This is a genomic window from Desulfarculaceae bacterium (genome assembly GCA_020444545.1).
Classification (GTDB): domain Bacteria; phylum Desulfobacterota; class Desulfarculia; order Desulfarculales; family Desulfarculaceae; genus Desulfoferula.
Window position 1 is genome coordinate 803,224 of sequence record JAHLKT010000001.1, and the last position, 15,486, is coordinate 818,709.

The window sequence follows — 15,486 nt, forward strand, 5'->3', positions numbered from 1 at the left end:
AGTTTCGAGTTGATTTTGGTTGATCTGGGAGGCTTGTCATGAACCTGGCGGTAATCGGTTTGGGACAGTTCGGCTCCGCCCTGGCCCGGGAGCTAAAGACGCTCAAGCACCATGTGACCGCCATCGACTCCGACCCCAAGGCGGTGGGCCGGGTGCAGGACGTGGTGGACCAGGCGGTGGTGGCCGACGCCACGGACCGCAACCTCCTGGAGGAGTTGGGCCTGGCCCTGGTGGATGCGGCGGTGATCAGCCTGGGCGACAACCTGGGGGCCAGCATTCTCATCACCCTGCACTTCAAGGAGATGGGCATCGGGCGCATCGTGGCCAAGGCCATCAGCCCGGAGCACGAAAAGATCCTCAAGCGCATCGGCGCGGGCGAGGTGGTCTTCCCCGAACGCGACGCGGCCGAGCGCCTCTCCCGCTCGCTCACCGACCCCAACCTGCTGGACTATCTTCCCATCGACGACGAGTTCTCGGTGGCCGAGCTGGCCCCGCCCGACGCCCTGGTGGGCAAGTCCCTGGCCGAGCTGGACCTGCGCAAGAACTACGGCGTGAACGTCATCGCGGTGCGCGAGCTGGTTCCCGAGCGCATGAACCTGGTGGTGGCCCCGGACTACGTGATCAAGGACAGCGACATCCTGGTGGTGGCCGGGCGTCAAACAGACCTGGAAAGGCTGCGCTCGGCCAAGTGACCTCCCCAGCTCCGTCTTACCGCCGCGCCCTGGTCATCCTGGGCCTGGCCGTGTTCGTTTCCATGTGCGGGGTGGGCATCATCGTGCCCTTTTTGCCCATCTACGCCCGCGAGCTTGGCGCCTCCGGGGTGCTCATGGGGCTGATCTTCAGCTCCTTCTCCCTGTCGCGCGGCCTGGTGGTGCCCCTGGTGGGCGGCCTGAGCGACCGCATCGGCCGCAAGCCCTTCATCATCCTGGGCCAGGCCGGCTACGCGGCGGTGGCCATCCTGTTCATCTACACCGCCAGCCCCTTCGGCCTGGTCATGGACCGCCTGCTGCAAGGCGTGTTCGCGGCCATGGTGTTGCCCATCGCCATGGCCCTGGTGGCCGACGCCGCGCCCCTGGGCATGGAAGGCCGCGTGTTCGGCGGCTTCAACATGTTCTTTCTCATGGGCTTCGGGGTGGGGCCGCTCATCGGCGGGGCGGTCTACGAGTACGCGGGGCTAAACGCCAACTTCTGGCTCATGGCCGGCCTTAGCCTGGCCTCTTTGGCCGCGGTGGCCCTGTTCGTCAAGGAGCCGCCCAAGGAGCAGCGCTCCGGGGGCAAGCGCGGCTTCCGCGAAATGTGGGGCCTGGCCCAGGACCGCACCTTCGCGGCGGTGCTGGTGGCCCGCCTGGGCGCGGCGGTGGGCATGAGCTGCTTCATCGCCTTCATGCCGGTGATCGCCACGGACCACGGCCTGGGCAACCTCCAGGTGGGGGCCTGCCTCACGGCCAACGTGGTGGTGATGACCCTGTTGCAAAAGCCCTTCGGCCGCCTGGCCGACAAGACCTCGCGCCTGGGCCTGGCCGTGGTCGGCCAGATGGCCTCGGGGGCGATGAAGATGCTCATCCCCTTTGGGACCGACTTCTTCTGGCTGATGCTCCTGTCCATGGCCGAGGGCGTGTTCGCGGGCATGGCCCTGCCGGCCATGACCGCCCTGGCCATCAGCCGGGGCAAGGCCCTGGGCCAGGGCATGGGCCTGGTCACCGGCTCCTTCACCATGGCCTTGAGCGTGGGGGTGTTCTTCGGGCCGGTCACCGGCGGTTGGGTGGTGGACCTCACGGGCCACTCCGCGGCCGCCCTGTGGTTGGGCGGGGGCACGGCGGTGCTCACGGGCCTGATCATGTTCTTGCTGGGCAGGGGGGCAGACATCCCGCCCCTGGAGGCGGCCGAGGAGCTGGCCCCGGTGGAGCGCATCCTCAAAGGCTAGTCGCGGGGGAAGCTGTTTTCCTCGATCCAGGCGGTCAGCTCCTCTTCGCTGAGTTCGCCGTCGGCCAGGGCCATGATCACCCGATAGGCGTCTTCCTCCCGGGCGTCGAAGTGCAGGCCGTTAAGGCCCAGAAAGACATGCACCGCCAACAGGGCCATGCGCTTGTTGCCGTCCACAAAGGGATGGTTGCGGCTGATGCCCCAGGCATGGGCCGCGGCCAGCCTGGCCAGCGAAGCCCCCTCGCCATAGGAAAAGACCTGGCGGGGCCGGGCCAGGGCCGCCTCCAGACCGCCCGGCTCGCGCAGGCCGGCCAGGCCGCCGTGCTCGGCGATCTGCTCCACTTGCAGGTCGATGATCGCCCTGAGGGGAATCCAGACGGGTTCGGGCTTCATTTGGCCAGCTTGGCCAGGGTGCGGCGATAACGGGCCGCGCCCTCCCGGCCCAGCTCCATGGCCCGGTTATAGGCCTGGTCGGCCTTGTTGATCCGAATGCCGTCCCCGGACACCTGCAAGGTCACTTCGTCGCCCAGAGCCAGGCCGCTCTCCTCCAACATCTCCTTGGGGATGCGCACTCCGGCGGAGTTGCCCTGCCGCGCGATTTTAGTCAGATGAGCCATTTTTCCCTTCCCCACCTTTTCGTGCTTACCATTGTAAGCACATTGTTTGATTTGTCAAGCCCCTTCCCGTTCCGCCCCTTGCGCCATTGCCCCTATTCCCACCCCCTTTCCTTGACATCCCCGCCCCCCGCGAGTAGATTCATTTCTTGACCCGCAACACCCGTTAAGTTCAGGAAACCGCGATGGAATACGAGGCGGTCATAGGGCTGGAGGTCCACGCCCAGCTCCTCACCGAGTCCAAGATTTTCTGCGGCTGCTCCACCAAGTTCGGCGCGCCGCCCAACACCCACGTGTGCCCGGTGTGCCTGGGCATGCCCGGGGTTTTGCCGGTGCTCAACCAGAAGGTGGTGGAGTTCACCATCCGGGCCGGGCTGGCCACCAACTGCGCCATCCAGCCCCGGAGCGAATGGGCCCGCAAAAACTACTTCTACCCGGACCTGCCCAAGGACTACCAGGTCAGCCAATACGAGCTGCCCATCTGCCTGGGCGGTTGGCTGGACATCGAGGTGGAAGGCGAACACAAACGCATCGGCATCACTCGCATCCACATGGAAGAGGACGCGGGCAAGCTGGTGCACGACCCGGCCATGCCGGTGAGCTACGTGGACTACAACCGCACCGGGGTGCCGCTCATGGAGCTCGTGAGCGAGCCGGACATGCGCACCCCCGAGGAGGCGGGCGCCTATCTCCGGGCCTTGCGCGACATCCTGGTCTATTTGGAGATCTGCGACGGCAACATGGAGGAGGGTTCCTTCCGCTGCGACGCCAACATCAGCCTGCGGCCCGTGGGCCAGGCGGAGTTCGGCACCCGGGCGGAGCTCAAGAACATGAACTCCTTCCGGGGCGTGACCAAGGCCCTGGAGTACGAGATTCGCCGCCAGCGGGCCATCCTGGACGAGGGCGGCAAGGTGGTGCAGGAAACGCGCCTCTGGGACGCGGACCAGAACAAGAGCTTCGGCATGAGGGGCAAGGAAGAGGCCCACGACTACCGCTACTTCCCGGACCCGGATCTGCTGCCGTTGGTGGTGGACGAGGCCTGGGTGGAGCGGGTGCGCGCCGGGCTGCCCGAGCTGCCCGGGGCCAAGCGGTCCCGCTTCATGGAAGCCTACGGCCTGGGCGACTACGACGCCGGGGTGCTCACCACCTCGCGGCCCCTGGCCGACTACTACGAGGCCACAGTGGCCGCCGGAGCCCCGGCCAAGGCAGCGGCCAACTGGATCATGACCGACCTCCTGGGCGCGCTGAAGAGCGAAGGCAAGGATATTGATGCGGCGGCGCTCCGGCCCGAGGGCCTGGCCGAGCTGATCAAGCTCATCGACTCCGGGGCCATCAGCAACAAGATGGCCAAGGAAGTCTTCGGCGAGATGATGGCCACCGGCAAGGGCGCGGCCCAGGTGGTTCAGGAAAAGGGCCTCACCCAGGTGAGCGACGAGGGCGAGCTGGAAGCGGTGCTCAACGAGATCTTCGCGGCCAACCCCGCCGAGGTGGAGGCCTTCAAGGGCGGCAAGAAAAAGCTCATGGGCTTCTTCGTGGGCCAGGTCATGCAAAAGACCAAGGGCCAGGCCAACCCCAAGCTGGTCAACCAGCTGGTGAACAAGATTTTAGGAGGCTAGGCGTGGTTCCCACCCTTTATTGGGAAGGCGACGTGGTGATGATCCTGGACCAGCGCAAGCTGCCGGGCAAGACCACCTTTATCGCCTGCAAGGACATGCGCCGGGTGATCTACTGCATCCAGACCCTGGCGGTGCGCGGAGCTCCGGCCATCGGAGTGGCCGCGGCCATGGGCCTGGTGTTGGCGGGACGGGCTATCCGGGTGAAAGACCCGGCCAAGTGGCGCGAGGCCTTCGCCGAACAGGCGGAGATCATGCGCGCCGCCCGGCCCACGGCCGTGAACCTTTCCTGGGCGGTGGACCGCGTGCTGGCCATTGCCGCCGCCGCCCCGGAAGACAAGGAGACGATCTTGGCCATGCTCAGACGCGAAAGCGAGCTGATGCTGGCCGAAGATATCGCTATCAACAAGGCCATGGGGAAGCACGGGGCCAAGCTGGTCCCCAAGAAGGCCACCATTCTCACCCACTGCAACGCCGGCAGCCTGGCCACCGGCGGCTACGGCACCGCCCTGGGGGTGGTGCGGGCGGCCGTCGAGGCGGGCAAGAAGGTCAAGGTCATCGCCGACGAGACCCGGCCCTTGTTGCAGGGAGCCAGGTTGACCGCCTGGGAGATGGTGGAGGAAGGCATTCCCGTGGCCGTGGCACCGGACGGGGCGGTGGGGGCCATCATGGACAAGGGCCTGGTGGACCTCTGCGTGGTGGGAGCCGACCGCATCGCGGCCAACGGCGATGTGGCCAACAAGATCGGCACCTTCAACGTGGCCCTGCAAGCCCGGCGGCATGGTGTGCCCTTCTACGTAGCCGCGCCGCTTAGCACCATCGACCTGAACACCCCCAGCGGGGAGCTGATTCCCATCGAGGAGCGCGACCCCGGCGAGGTACTAAGCTTCGCGGGCTCCAAGGCCGCCCAAGGGGCCGAGGCCATCAACCTGGCCTTCGACGTGACCCCCAACGACCTGGTGACCGCCATAATTACTGAAAAGGGCGTGCTGCGGCCGCCTTACAACCGCTCCCTGGCCGCGGCCAAAGCGGAAGATAAAATCTAGTTTTATCCAGGAGATCGTCATGGAGTGCACCAAACAACTACTGCCCACCGACCAATGCAAGCCCAAGCCCGAGGACGAGTCCAAGCTGGGTTTCGGGCAGATTTTCTGCGACCACATGTTCATGATGGATTACGATCAGGGCCAGTGGCGCGACCCGCGCATCGTGCCCTACGGCCCCCTGAGCCTGGACCCCGCCGCCCTGGTCTTGCACTACGGCCAGGAAGTCTTCGAGGGGCTCAAGGCCTATCGCGGCGTGGACGGGGGCGTCTACATGTTCCGCCCCGAGGCCAACCTTGCGCGCATGAACCGCTCCAACAAGCGCATCTGCATCCCCGAGCTGCCGCTCGAGGAAACCCTGGAGCACCTGTTCGAGCTGGTCAAGACAGAGCATGAGTGGATCCCCACCCTGGAGGGCACCAGCCTCTACATCCGGCCCACGGTCATCGCCACCGAGGCCTGTTTGGGGGTCAAGGTCAGCTCCAACTACCTCTACTACGTGATCATGGGGCCGGTGGGGGCCTACTACCCCGAGGGCTTCAACCCGGTGAAGATCTACGTGGAAGAGAAGTACGTGCGCGCCGCCGCCGGCGGCGTGGGCGAGGCCAAGACCATGGGCAACTACGCCGCCAGCCTGCTGGCCGCCGAGGAGGCCCATGCCAAGGGCTTCACCCAGGTGCTGTGGCTCGACGCCTGCGACAAGAAGAGCATCGAGGAAGTGGGCACCATGAACATGTTCTTCGTCATCGACGGCGAAGTCATCACCAGCCCGCTCACCGGCTCCATCCTGCCCGGCGTCACCCGCGACTCGGTGCTCACCCTGTGCAAGCACTGGGGCCTCCCGGTGACCGAGCGCAAGCTGACCATCGACGAGGTGCTGGAAGCCCAGGCGGCCGGCAAGCTCAACGAGGCCTTCGGCACCGGCACCGCCGCGGTGATCAGCCCGGTGGGCGCCATCCACTACCGGGGCACCGACGTTACCGTGGGCGACGGCGCCACCGGCGAGATCAGCCAGCGCCTCTACGACGGCCTCACCGGCATCCAGCTCGGCAAGCTGGAAGACCCCTTCGGCTGGGTGGTCAAGGTCAAGTAGCTAGATCACACTAGAAACAACGAGCCCCCGTCCGGAATCCGGGCGGGGGCTTTTTTGATTGTCGAGATCCTGTCGCCGCCACGCTGAAAGGTTTTTTCAGCAACAGCCGTCATCGCGAGGAGCGGCGGCCGGGGAAGCCGGTAATGAAAAAGGAGGCTCCTCCCGCCGCGAGGTGGCGATCTTCCCTGGTGTCGTCATGCCTCTCATGAAAGGCAACGATCTCCTGGCGATGGGAGGGGAGGCAAACCAAGGAAGATGGCCACGGCCCGCCGCGAGCGACATTCAACTTTCAACAACTGCTTTGAGCGGCGGCCCTCGCCATGACGGCTATTGCTGAAATGACAACCTTGTCATTGCGAGGAGCCTGGCGACGAAGCAATCTCTGCCCGCAGTAGGCGGCGGGAGGACCAGCCCAGCGCCTACTTGTACCTCGAATCGTCCTTGGTCTCTTCGAAGTAGGCTTCCACCCCCACCTCGGCCATGCGCTGGTTCATGGCGATCCAGCGCTTCTCCAAATGCGGGTCGAAGTTGGTCTTGGCGCAGGGGAACTCGTCGCACTGGAAGCAGAAGTCCACGCCACGCTCGCGCCAGCAGGCGGCCACCCCGCAGCCGGGCCACAGGCACTGGTCCTTCCGGCAGCCCGCGCAGCTCCCCCCGGCCATGTAGTCCAACAGCCGCCCAAAGGCGGGGTAGTCCTTCATCTCGGGCAGGAAAGCCGAGAAGCGCTCGGCGTAGATATCGAAGTTGCCCAGCAGGCGCTGGAGCTCCTTGGCGTGGTGGCCGATGTCGCCGTCTTTGTAAGCGAAGCACTTGGCGCAGGACAGGCCGCAGGGCGCGAGCCGTTGAAGAATCTCCGAGTAGTCCATCAGTCACCCCCTAAGTTTTCAACGCGGCATGGCGCTTCCTGGCGAAGCCGGGGGCCCTACAAGCCGGCGGCCTCGCAGATGCGGGCCCACAGCTCCTCCCGCCCCAGGCCGGTGGTGGCGCTGAACAGCGTCGGCGAGTGGTCAAAGGGCGCCAGGGCCGGGCGCAGCTTGGCCAGGCGGGAGTTCTGCTGGTTCTTGGAGAGCTTGTCCGCCTTGGTGATGGCCACCAAGGGCGGCACGTTCAGGCTGCGCAGCCAGTCCAGGAGCATCAGGTCGTCGGCCGTGGGCTCGCGGCGAATGTCCAATATCACCACCACCCCGGCCAGGGTCTCCCGGCTGCCCAGGTAGGCCTCCACCATGGGCCGCCAGGCCGCCTTGACCGCCATGGGCACCTTGGCGTAGCCGTAGCCCGGCAGGTCCACCAGGCGCATGACGTCGTTGTTGATGGCGAAGAAGTTGATCTGCTGGGTGCGCCCCGGGGTGCCCGAGACGCGCACCAGCTTCTTGCGGCGGGTCAGGGTGTTGATCAGCGAGCTTTTGCCCACGTTGGAGCGCCCGGCGAAGGCCACTTCCGGCGGCCCGGGAGGCGGGTAGCCCGAAGGCTTCACCGCTGTGATGATGAAGGTGGCGTCCTTGAGGGGCAGGCTCATCCGGTTGCTCCCGGGTAGTGTTCATTAAGATAGGCGCCCAGGCGCTCCAGGCCCAGCTCGATGTTCTCCAGGCTGTTGCAATAGGAGAAGCGCAGGAAGCCGTGGCCGCCGGGGCCGAAGTCGCGGCCCGGCGCGATGGCCACCCCGGTCTCTTCCAGGATGTCGAAGGCCAGCTTGTAGTCGTCCGGGTCCAGGTGGGCGCAGGAAGTCAAAATATAGAAGGCCCCCTTGGGCTCCACCGGGATGGCGAAGCCCAACTCCTTGAGCCCGGCGATGAGCCGCTTGCGCCGGGTGTCGTACACCGCGCGCATGCGCTCCACCTCGGGCCAGGCGTATTTCAGCGCGGCCACGCCCGCCCACTGGCTCACCGAAGGCGCGCAGATGGCGAAGTTTTGGTGCATCTTCTGCAAGGGCCGCACGTAGTTGGCCGGGGCGATGATGTAGCCCAGCCGCCAGCCGCACATGGCGTAGCGCTTGGAGAAGCCGTCCAGCACAAAGGCGTTGTCCGTGTACTCCAGGATGGAGTGCTCCTGTTGTCCCTCGTAGACCAGGCCGTGGTAGATCTCGTCGCTGATCACATAGGGCCCGCCCGGCTTGCCCGGGGCCATCTCCGCGATGGCCGCCATGATCTCGGGCTCCATCACCTGGCCGCTGGGGTTGGAGGGGCTGTTGATGAAGATGGCCTTGGTCTTGGGGCCCATGGCCGCGCCGATTTCGGCCGGGCGGAACTGGAAGCCCTCCTCGGCGCGCACCGGCACCCGCACCGGCACCCCGCCCACGAAGCTTATGAAGTTGTCGTAGCAGGCGTAGTGCGGGTCGGAGATGATCACCTCCTGCCCCGCCTCCAACAGAGCCGAGAACATCAAGAGCATGGCCGTGGAGGTGCCCGCGGTGATCAACACCCGGGCCGGGTCCACCTCCACCCCGTAGCGCTCGGCGTAGTGCTCGCTCACCGCGTCCCGAAGCTCCCGCACCCCCAGGGAGTGGGTGTAGTGGGTGTGGCCGTCGGCCAGGGCCTTCACCGCCGCCGAGGTGATCACCTCCGGGGTGGCGAAGTCGGGCTCGCCCACCTCCAGGTGGATGATCTCGCGTCCCTGGGCGGCCAGCTCCTGGGCCCGCTCCAAAACGTCCATGACAATAAACGCCGGTATGTTGTTGGCTCTCTGGCTGACGCCCATGTTCCGGTCTCGCTGGGTTGGTTCCGTGGTTGAAAAAATTCGGGCGGCCGAGGCAAGTGCCCCGCCGCCCGGATATCAGCCCTCCGGGAGGGCTAGATGACTTTGTTGAGATTGTACTCGATGATACCCTCGGCGCCGCGCTCCATGAGCAGGGGGATCAGGTCCCTGACCACCGACTCCTCCACCACCGTCTCCACGCTGAACCAGTCGCTGTTGTACAGGGGCGACACGGTGGGCGCGTTGAGGCTGGGCAGGGCTTCCACCACGTCCTGCACCTTGATCTTGGGCACGTTCATCTTGAGGGCCACCAGCTTCTCGGCCACCAGGGCGCCCTTCAAGAGCAGCGCGATTTGCTCGATCTTCTTGCGCTTCTCCGGGTTCTCCCAGGCGTCCTTGTTGGCGATGAGCTGGGTGGTGGACTGCATCAGCTCGGCGATGATCCTGAGCCCATGGGCCCTAATGGTGCTGCCGGTCTCGGTGACCTCCACGATGGCGTCGGCCAGGCCGTTGACCACCTTGGCCTCGGTGGCGCCCCAGGAGAAATGCACCGTCACGTCGATGCCCGCCTCCTGGAAGTAGCGCTTGGTGAAGTTGACCATCTCGGTGGCCACCCTCATGCCGTTCAAGTCCTCCGGGCGCTTGATGCCCGAGTCCTTGGCCACGGCCAAAACCCAGCGGGCCGGGCGGGTGCTCACCTTGGAGTAGATCAGCTCCTCCACGAACACCACTTCCGAATCGTTCTCCTTGATCCAGTCCATGCCGGTGATGCCGGAGTCCAGGGTGCCCGACTCCACGTAGCGGCTCATCTCCTGGGCCCGGCAGATGGAGCACTCGATGTCGTCGTCGTCGATCTCCGGGAAATAGGAGCGGCCGTTGACGTTGATGCGCCAGCCGGCCCGGCCGAACAGGCGGATGGTGGAGTCTTGCAGGCTGCCCTTGGGCACGCCCAATTTGAGGGGCTGGTTCATTTGCCGTAAACCTCCTTGGGGTCGAACAGGGGCTCGCCCTCGGTCACCAGCTCGTCGCCGTCCACCCGCTTGTGGAAGCAGGTGCACATGCCGGTGTGGCAAGCGGCCCCGCCCACCTGCTCAACCTTGAACAGCACGGTGTCGTCGTCGCAGTCCACGTACACCGCTTTTATCTTCTGAACGTTGCCGCTGGTGCCGCCCTTGTGCCACAGCTCCTGGCGGGAGCGGGACCAGTAGTGCACCTCCCCGGTCTCCAGGCTCTTGGCCCAGGACTCGGGGGAGATGTAGGCCATCATCAGCACCTGGCCGGTGGCCGCGTCTTGGGCGATGGCCGGAATAAGGCCGCCGGTTTTTTCGAAATCCAGCTTGATCATAACTTTCCGTGGCTCCCTGAGCCGGTTAAAAGATGAATTTTACTTTTTATAGCCGGGTCCAAGGGTTGTCAAGGGAAGCGCCGCCGGGAAATATAATTGTTGGCAAACTGTCCCATCTCGCGATATCAGGATGGCAACCTATGGTTTATCGTAATTTAGACTTGACCATTTACGAAATGATGTCGATATTATATAAGCGTTGAGGTCAACTGACCAGACAGATGGAGGTGATCATGGCACGGCCGATCCGCCCAACCCCCCGGTTGGACAGGGATGCTTCGCGCGTTTTTCTCGCCAAGGTCGAGAAGGAACGCTGCGAACAGGTGCGCCCGCCCGCTACCCCCAACATCGATAAAGCAATCGAGAAAATAATGTCTGATGCTTCAGACAGGAAGAAATAGGATACATACCGAAAAATTCACCCTCGCCCGCCTTGAGCAACAGGAGGAGTTCCGCTGCACGGAAGCCTTCGATTGTGGCCTGGATGACCTCAATGAATTTTTCCGCGAAGACGCCTTACCCCACAAAGAACAGCTTTTAGCCGAAACCTACTACTTCCAGCCTGCCGCGCTGACTGAAGCCGGGGAGTTGTTCCCTGTGGGCTTTGTCAGTTTCCTCAACGACAGCGTTCACATTGAGCGGGACGAACGCAAGGCGGGTAAAAAGAGATTCTGGAAGCACTTGAAGAAAAGTGTGCCCTTCCCCAAAAGAAACTACGAATCCTTTCCCGCCGTGAAAATCGGCCGTCTCGGCATACAGGTGGCCTATGCCCGCCATGGGCTCGGAACCTATTTGCTCAACATGACCAAAGACCTGTTTTTGCAGAACAATAGGACAGGATGCCGTTTCATCACGGTTGACGCTTATAATCAGCCAAAGGTAATCGAATTTTACCGTAAGAATGGTTTCGACTTTTTATGGAGCAAGGACGAAGGGGATCAGACCAGAATCATGTATTTTGATCTGCTTCGGCACCGCAAGGCTTTTGCCTGAGCACCTTCCACCCACACAACGCTTAATCCAAATACCTTAATCTTCTATTTTCTCCCGCCGGTGTTCTTGGCGGCCAACTGACCGCAAGCCGCCGAGATGTCCGCCCCCCGGCTCTTGCGCACGATGGCCGTGACGTGGCGGCTGATCAGCTCGTTCTGGAAGGCCTCCAGCGCCTGGGGCGTGGGCGGCGAAAAGGCCGCGCCCTCGTGGGGGTTGAAGGCGATGAGGTTCACCTTGGCGGGCAGGCCCTTGAGCCACTTGGCCAAGGCCACGGCCTGCTCGGGCCGGTCGTTCACCCCGCCCAGGAGCACGTACTCGAAGGTGATGCGCCGGGTGGGCTTCAAGGGGTAGGCGGTCAGGGCCTTTTTGAGCGCGGCCAGGTTCCAGCGCTTGTTGATGGGCATGAGCCGGTCGCGCAGGGCGTCCTCCGCCGCGGAAAGGCTCACCGCCAGGGCGGCCGGGGCGGCCGCAGCCAGGGCGGGCAGCTTGTCCACCAGGCCCACGGTGCTCACCGTCACCTTGCGCTGACTCATGGCCAGGCCATGGCTGCCCAGAATGTGGCTCAGGGCGATGCTCAGGTTGGGCAGGTTGTCCAGGGGCTCGCCCATGCCCATGAACACCAGGTTGGTCAGGGGATGGGCCTCGTCCACCAGCCGCCGCGCGGCCAGCACCTGGCCCAGGATCTCCGAGGGCCTTAAGTTGCGCCTAAAGCCCAAGGTGGCGGTGCGGCAAAAGGCGCAGCCCATCTTGCAGCCCACCTGGGAGGACACGCACAGGGTGGAGTGATCCGCCTCGGGGATGATCACGCTCTCCACCGCCGCGCCGTCCTCCAGCCAGAAGAGCATCTTGCGGGTGCCGTCGGTGGAGCGCTCCACCATGGCCGGCTCCATGAGCCCCAAGCGGGCCGCCCCGGCCAGGCGGGTGCGGAAGGCCTTGCTCAGGGTGGTCATGTCCTCGATGGAGGAGGCCCCGTGGGGATAGAGCCACTGAAGAAGCTGGCGGGCCCGGTAGGGCTTTTCGCCCAGGGACACCACCAGCTCCTGCACTTGGGCCGCGCTCAGGTCGCGCAGCTCGGGTATGGCTTGCTCGGCGGGCATGGTCCCCAATAATACCCCTCCCATGCCCGCCGAGCAGCCTTTTTGCCTAGGGATTCATCAGGCCGGGGCCGCCGCCCGGGCCGGGCCGAAAACGTTGTCCGTGAAGCGCACGTACCAGGCGGCGGACTGCACCTGGACGACGTAAGCCACCGCGATGATCAAGGCCGCCTCCGAGCCCTCGGGGCCAAAGGCGCTCATGGCCAGGGCCAGGGCGATGGAGAGGTTGCGCATCACCGTGCCGTAGACCAGGGCGATGGCCTCGCCCCGGGGCAGCAGCCAGCGCCCCAGCAGGGTGCTCAGGCCGTAGTTGAAGGCGTAGAGCAGGGCCAGAGGCGGCAGCAAGGCCAGCAGCCTGAGCGGCGCGGCCGCGATCTCGCCGGACTTGAGCGCCATGGCCACGAACACGATGCCCAGCACGCCCACGGTGCTCAGCGCCGGAAAGCGCGGGGCCAGACGCTTCGAGAAGTCTTCCAGCCCCACCCGGCCCACCAGCCAGCGCCGGGTGAGCCAGCCGGCGGCCATGGGCAAGAAGACGATGAGCCCGATCTGGGTGAAGACCTTGCTCACCTGCATCTCGATGCGCGAGCCCAGGAGCCACTCCACATAGAGCGGGGTGGCCAAGGAGCCCAGGATCAGGCCCACCACGGTCATCTTCACCGCCGCGGCCAGCTTGCCGCCCGCGAAGCCGGTCCAGGAGATGGTCATGCCGCTGGTGGGCACCAGCCCGGCCAGCAACAGGCCCAGCATGAGGTAGGGGTTGCCTCCGAAGAACAGCCAGCCCAGCCCCAGGGCGGCCAGGGGCACCACCGTGAAATTGATGGCCTGGGCCAGGACCTGGCTCTTGTAGTCGCCCCCGGAAAAGACCTGGTTTATCTTCAGGTTGACCATCATGGGATAGACCATGAGGAAGGTCAGGGGGATGATCAGCGAGCGCAGCCAGCCGATGGGCCCCGCCTGACCGTAGACAAAGCCCAGCAACATCATGATCGGGATGGCCAACACCAGGTTTTGGTTGATCTTCTTAAGCAGAGCCCACATGGCGGCCTCCTCGCGCAATCTAGAAGGTGAAAACCTTGTAATCCGGGTCGGTCATCATCTTGACCAGCACCGGAGCCCCGGAGAGGGTGGTGCCGTTGATCAGGTCGTCGGGCCCCACCAGGCGCTTGTCCGCACAGGCCTTGCACACGTGGATGGGCGCCTCGGCGGACACCAGCTTGTCCAAGAGCTCCTTCATGTGCTCGCCGGTGGAGGCGCGGATGCCCTCGGCCATGCCCCACTGGGCCCAGTGGATGGCGTCGTCGATGAGGAACACCTCCACGTGGTGGCCATCGTCGGCGGCCAGGGAGGCGAACTGCATGGCGCGGGTGGCCCCGCCGGACTTCTCGAAACCCTTGGACATAACGAAAAGGAACTTCTGCATGGCCTTGAACTCCCGCTTGAGGTTGGGCGCCTTTCACGGCGCCGGGTTATTGGCCACATAAAGGAGCAAATAGCGTGCCCAAGGCTCCTTGGCGGGGCCTTGGGCGCTAAGTCGCTGTTACGTATGTTAATTTAATTAACACCCCTGCGGCGGGCGAGGTTGCCCCTGGGGTTAACGGTTAAGGCAAGAAGCGGGATTTCGTTAAGTAAACGTTAACCAGAGCCCAGGCGGGCGGTGAGCAGGCGGTCCAGGGCCTCCACGAACTTCTGCTTGTCCTTGGGGCCGTAGGGGGGCGGGCCGCCGGTGGTCACTCCGGAGTCCCGGAGGCCGGTGAGGAAGTCGCGCATGCTCAGGCGCTCGCGCACGTTTTCTTCCGTATAGAGCTCTCCCCGGGGGTTCAAGCCCGTGGCCCCCTTTTCCACCACAATGGCCGCCAGGGGCAGGTCGGTGGTTATCACCAGGTCCTCGGGCTCCAGATGCTCGGCGATGTAGCGGTCGGCCGCGTCCATGTCGCCCGGAACCCGCACCGTGGTCACCAGGGGGTTGGAGGGGCGGCCCACCTGGCGGTCGGCCACCATGCACACCGGCACCTTGCGGCGCTGGGAGGCGCGGAACACCATTTCCTTGGCCGGACGGGGGCAGCCGTCCGCGTCGATCCAAATACGCATCATTTCTCCGGGGTGAACAGGCGCTTCCAGTCGCGCTTCATGCTCACCACGTTCCAGCCGCGCTCCTTGGCCTCGGCCAAGAGATCGGGCTTTTTGTAGACGAACTCGCGGGGGTCGTCGTGGTTGATCAAAAGCACCAGGCCCGGCGAGCCGCCCGAGGCCATGCGCAGCATCCACACATCGCCCCCGGAGTTGCCCGCCGCCAGGACGGGCCGCCGCCCGGCGCGCAGCATGAGCGCCTCGGCCTTGTGCGCGCCCAGGTTCAGGTCGTTCCGGTGCATACGCCCGGTGCGCAGCAAGACCACCTTGCCGCCCCGCTCTTGGGGTTTCATCTCATAGTCCGTTCCGATGCAGCGGTCCCGGCCCAGGCCCCAGAGGTGGCTCAGGGCCATCAGCGCCAGGGTGTCCATGCCCGAGTTAAGGTACACCGTGAAGCCCTTGGCCTTGAGCAGCTCCACCAGCTCCATCATGGGCAAATAGGCCGTGGCCCGCACCGGCAGCTTGAGCTTGGGGTTCACCTCGTGCTCCCAGACCTTGGCGGCCAGGGCGCGGTACTCAGCGGCGCTCATGCCCGCGAAGGGCCGGGACAACACCTGGTCCAGATGGCTCAGCAAGTACTTGCGGTCGCGCTGGGCCATGGCCTGGCACTGGGCCTTTTGGGGAGCGCCCTTTTCGCCGTAGGCCGGGCACACCTCCTTGAGCCGGGCCAGGGCCACCTCCAGCACGAAGAACAGGGGACGCTCCACGATGAGGGTGCCGTCCGCGTCCAGGCTGGCGATGCGCGCCTCTGGCGGCACGAAGCCCGGCGAGGCGGGGTCGGCCGCCGCCGTGGCAAAGGCGATGAGCTTGGAGCGCAGGGGCTCGTTCCAGGAGGCCAGGGGTCCAGCCTGGGCCCAGGCGGCCGGGGCCAAGACCAACAGCAGCAGCAACAGGGCGGCCAAACAAAAGCGCGGGCGGCGCATGGTCATCTTCTCCGGACGGGTTCG

The 15,486-nt window shown here is 65.0% G+C and carries 19 protein-coding genes; 7 read left to right on the forward strand and 12 right to left on the reverse strand.

Annotation, left to right across the window (positions count from 1 at the left end; translation table 11 throughout):
- The first annotated feature begins 38 nt into the window (after window positions 1–38).
- Complete coding sequence (locus tag KQH53_03765; GenBank protein MCB2225771.1) at window positions 39–692, forward strand: TrkA family potassium uptake protein; 654 nt, start codon at window positions 39–41, stop codon at window positions 690–692.
- Window positions 689–1,924, forward strand: a complete 1,236-nt coding sequence (locus KQH53_03770) for an MFS transporter (GenBank protein MCB2225772.1) — start codon at window positions 689–691, stop codon at window positions 1,922–1,924. Before KQH53_03765 ends, KQH53_03770 begins: the two co-directional genes overlap by 4 nt.
- Here KQH53_03770 and KQH53_03775 read toward each other — a convergent pair.
- Both KQH53_03775 and KQH53_03780 read right to left on the reverse strand, forming a co-directional pair.
- Window positions 1,921–2,316, reverse strand: coding sequence for a type II toxin-antitoxin system death-on-curing family toxin (locus KQH53_03775; protein ID MCB2225773.1), 396 nt, complete (start codon window positions 2,314–2,316; stop codon window positions 1,921–1,923). The genes KQH53_03770 and KQH53_03775 overlap by 4 nt on opposite strands.
- Window positions 2,313–2,540, reverse strand: coding sequence for an AbrB/MazE/SpoVT family DNA-binding domain-containing protein (locus KQH53_03780; protein MCB2225774.1), 228 nt, complete (start codon window positions 2,538–2,540; stop codon window positions 2,313–2,315). Before KQH53_03780 ends, KQH53_03775 begins: the two co-directional genes overlap by 4 nt.
- A gap of 182 nt (window positions 2,541–2,722) precedes the next feature.
- Between KQH53_03780 and gatB the strand changes: the two genes are divergently transcribed.
- Genes gatB through KQH53_03795 form a run of 3 tightly spaced genes read left to right on the forward strand, consistent with a single transcriptional unit; the run spans window position 2,723 to window position 6,286 of the window.
- On the forward strand, window positions 2,723–4,153 hold the full coding sequence (gene gatB / locus KQH53_03785; GenBank protein MCB2225775.1) for an Asp-tRNA(Asn)/Glu-tRNA(Gln) amidotransferase subunit GatB: 1,431 nt from the start codon (window positions 2,723–2,725) through the stop codon (window positions 4,151–4,153).
- A gap of 38 nt (window positions 4,154–4,191) precedes the next feature.
- Complete coding sequence (gene mtnA / locus KQH53_03790) at window positions 4,192–5,196, forward strand: S-methyl-5-thioribose-1-phosphate isomerase (GenBank protein MCB2225776.1); 1,005 nt, start codon at window positions 4,192–4,194, stop codon at window positions 5,194–5,196.
- 19 nt (window positions 5,197–5,215) lie between these two features.
- Window positions 5,216–6,286: a branched-chain amino acid aminotransferase gene (locus KQH53_03795; protein MCB2225777.1), complete on the forward strand. Its 1,071-nt coding sequence runs from the start codon at window positions 5,216–5,218 to the stop codon at window positions 6,284–6,286.
- Window positions 6,287–6,705: 419 nt separating this feature from the next.
- Here KQH53_03795 and KQH53_03800 read toward each other — a convergent pair whose 3' ends face one another.
- The 5 genes from KQH53_03800 to hisI form a co-directional block, all read right to left on the reverse strand.
- Window positions 6,706–7,152 (reverse strand): DUF3795 domain-containing protein, encoded by a 447-nt coding sequence (locus KQH53_03800; protein ID MCB2225778.1) that lies wholly within the window; start codon window positions 7,150–7,152, stop codon window positions 6,706–6,708.
- A 56-nt stretch (window positions 7,153–7,208) separates the two neighbouring features.
- Window positions 7,209–7,802: a ribosome biogenesis GTP-binding protein YihA/YsxC gene (gene yihA, locus KQH53_03805; GenBank protein MCB2225779.1), complete on the reverse strand. Its 594-nt coding sequence runs from the start codon at window positions 7,800–7,802 to the stop codon at window positions 7,209–7,211.
- The gene (locus KQH53_03810; protein ID MCB2225780.1) at window positions 7,799–8,980 is read right to left on the reverse strand and encodes a pyridoxal phosphate-dependent aminotransferase; all 1,182 of its coding nucleotides are present in this window, start codon (window positions 8,978–8,980) and stop codon (window positions 7,799–7,801) included. Before KQH53_03810 ends, yihA begins: the two co-directional genes overlap by 4 nt.
- A 92-nt stretch (window positions 8,981–9,072) precedes the next feature.
- Window positions 9,073–9,948: an ATP phosphoribosyltransferase gene (locus KQH53_03815; protein MCB2225781.1), complete on the reverse strand. Its 876-nt coding sequence runs from the start codon at window positions 9,946–9,948 to the stop codon at window positions 9,073–9,075.
- On the reverse strand, window positions 9,945–10,322 hold the full coding sequence (gene hisI, locus KQH53_03820) for a phosphoribosyl-AMP cyclohydrolase (protein ID MCB2225782.1): 378 nt from the start codon (window positions 10,320–10,322) through the stop codon (window positions 9,945–9,947). The genes KQH53_03815 and hisI overlap by 4 nt, the downstream gene beginning before the upstream one ends.
- 233 nt (window positions 10,323–10,555) lie before the next feature.
- Between hisI and KQH53_03825 the strand changes: the two genes are divergently transcribed.
- A complete protein-coding gene (locus KQH53_03825) occupies window positions 10,556–10,723 on the forward strand; it encodes a hypothetical protein (protein ID MCB2225783.1) in 168 nt (55 codons plus the stop codon).
- Window positions 10,701–11,315: a GNAT family N-acetyltransferase gene (locus KQH53_03830; GenBank protein ID MCB2225784.1), complete on the forward strand. Its 615-nt coding sequence runs from the start codon at window positions 10,701–10,703 to the stop codon at window positions 11,313–11,315. Before KQH53_03825 ends, KQH53_03830 begins: the two co-directional genes overlap by 23 nt.
- Window positions 11,316–11,359: 44 nt before the next feature.
- On the opposite strand, the gene rlmN is transcribed toward KQH53_03830, so the two are convergent.
- The 5 genes from rlmN to KQH53_03855 form a co-directional block, all read right to left on the reverse strand.
- Window positions 11,360–12,421, reverse strand: coding sequence for a 23S rRNA (adenine(2503)-C(2))-methyltransferase RlmN (gene rlmN, locus KQH53_03835; protein MCB2225785.1), 1,062 nt, complete (start codon window positions 12,419–12,421; stop codon window positions 11,360–11,362).
- A gap of 48 nt (window positions 12,422–12,469) precedes the next feature.
- Window positions 12,470–13,450, reverse strand: coding sequence for a bile acid:sodium symporter (locus KQH53_03840; protein ID MCB2225786.1), 981 nt, complete (start codon window positions 13,448–13,450; stop codon window positions 12,470–12,472).
- 19 nt (window positions 13,451–13,469) lie between these two features.
- Complete coding sequence (locus KQH53_03845) at window positions 13,470–13,832, reverse strand: DsrE family protein (protein MCB2225787.1); 363 nt, start codon at window positions 13,830–13,832, stop codon at window positions 13,470–13,472.
- Between the two features lie 212 nt (window positions 13,833–14,044).
- The gene (locus tag KQH53_03850) at window positions 14,045–14,500 is read right to left on the reverse strand and encodes a YaiI/YqxD family protein (protein ID MCB2225788.1); all 456 of its coding nucleotides are present in this window, start codon (window positions 14,498–14,500) and stop codon (window positions 14,045–14,047) included.
- Window positions 14,500–15,462, reverse strand: coding sequence for a haloacid dehalogenase-like hydrolase (locus tag KQH53_03855; GenBank protein MCB2225789.1), 963 nt, complete (start codon window positions 15,460–15,462; stop codon window positions 14,500–14,502). The genes KQH53_03850 and KQH53_03855 overlap by 1 nt, the downstream gene beginning before the upstream one ends.
- Between the last annotated feature and the right edge of the window lie 24 nt (window positions 15,463–15,486).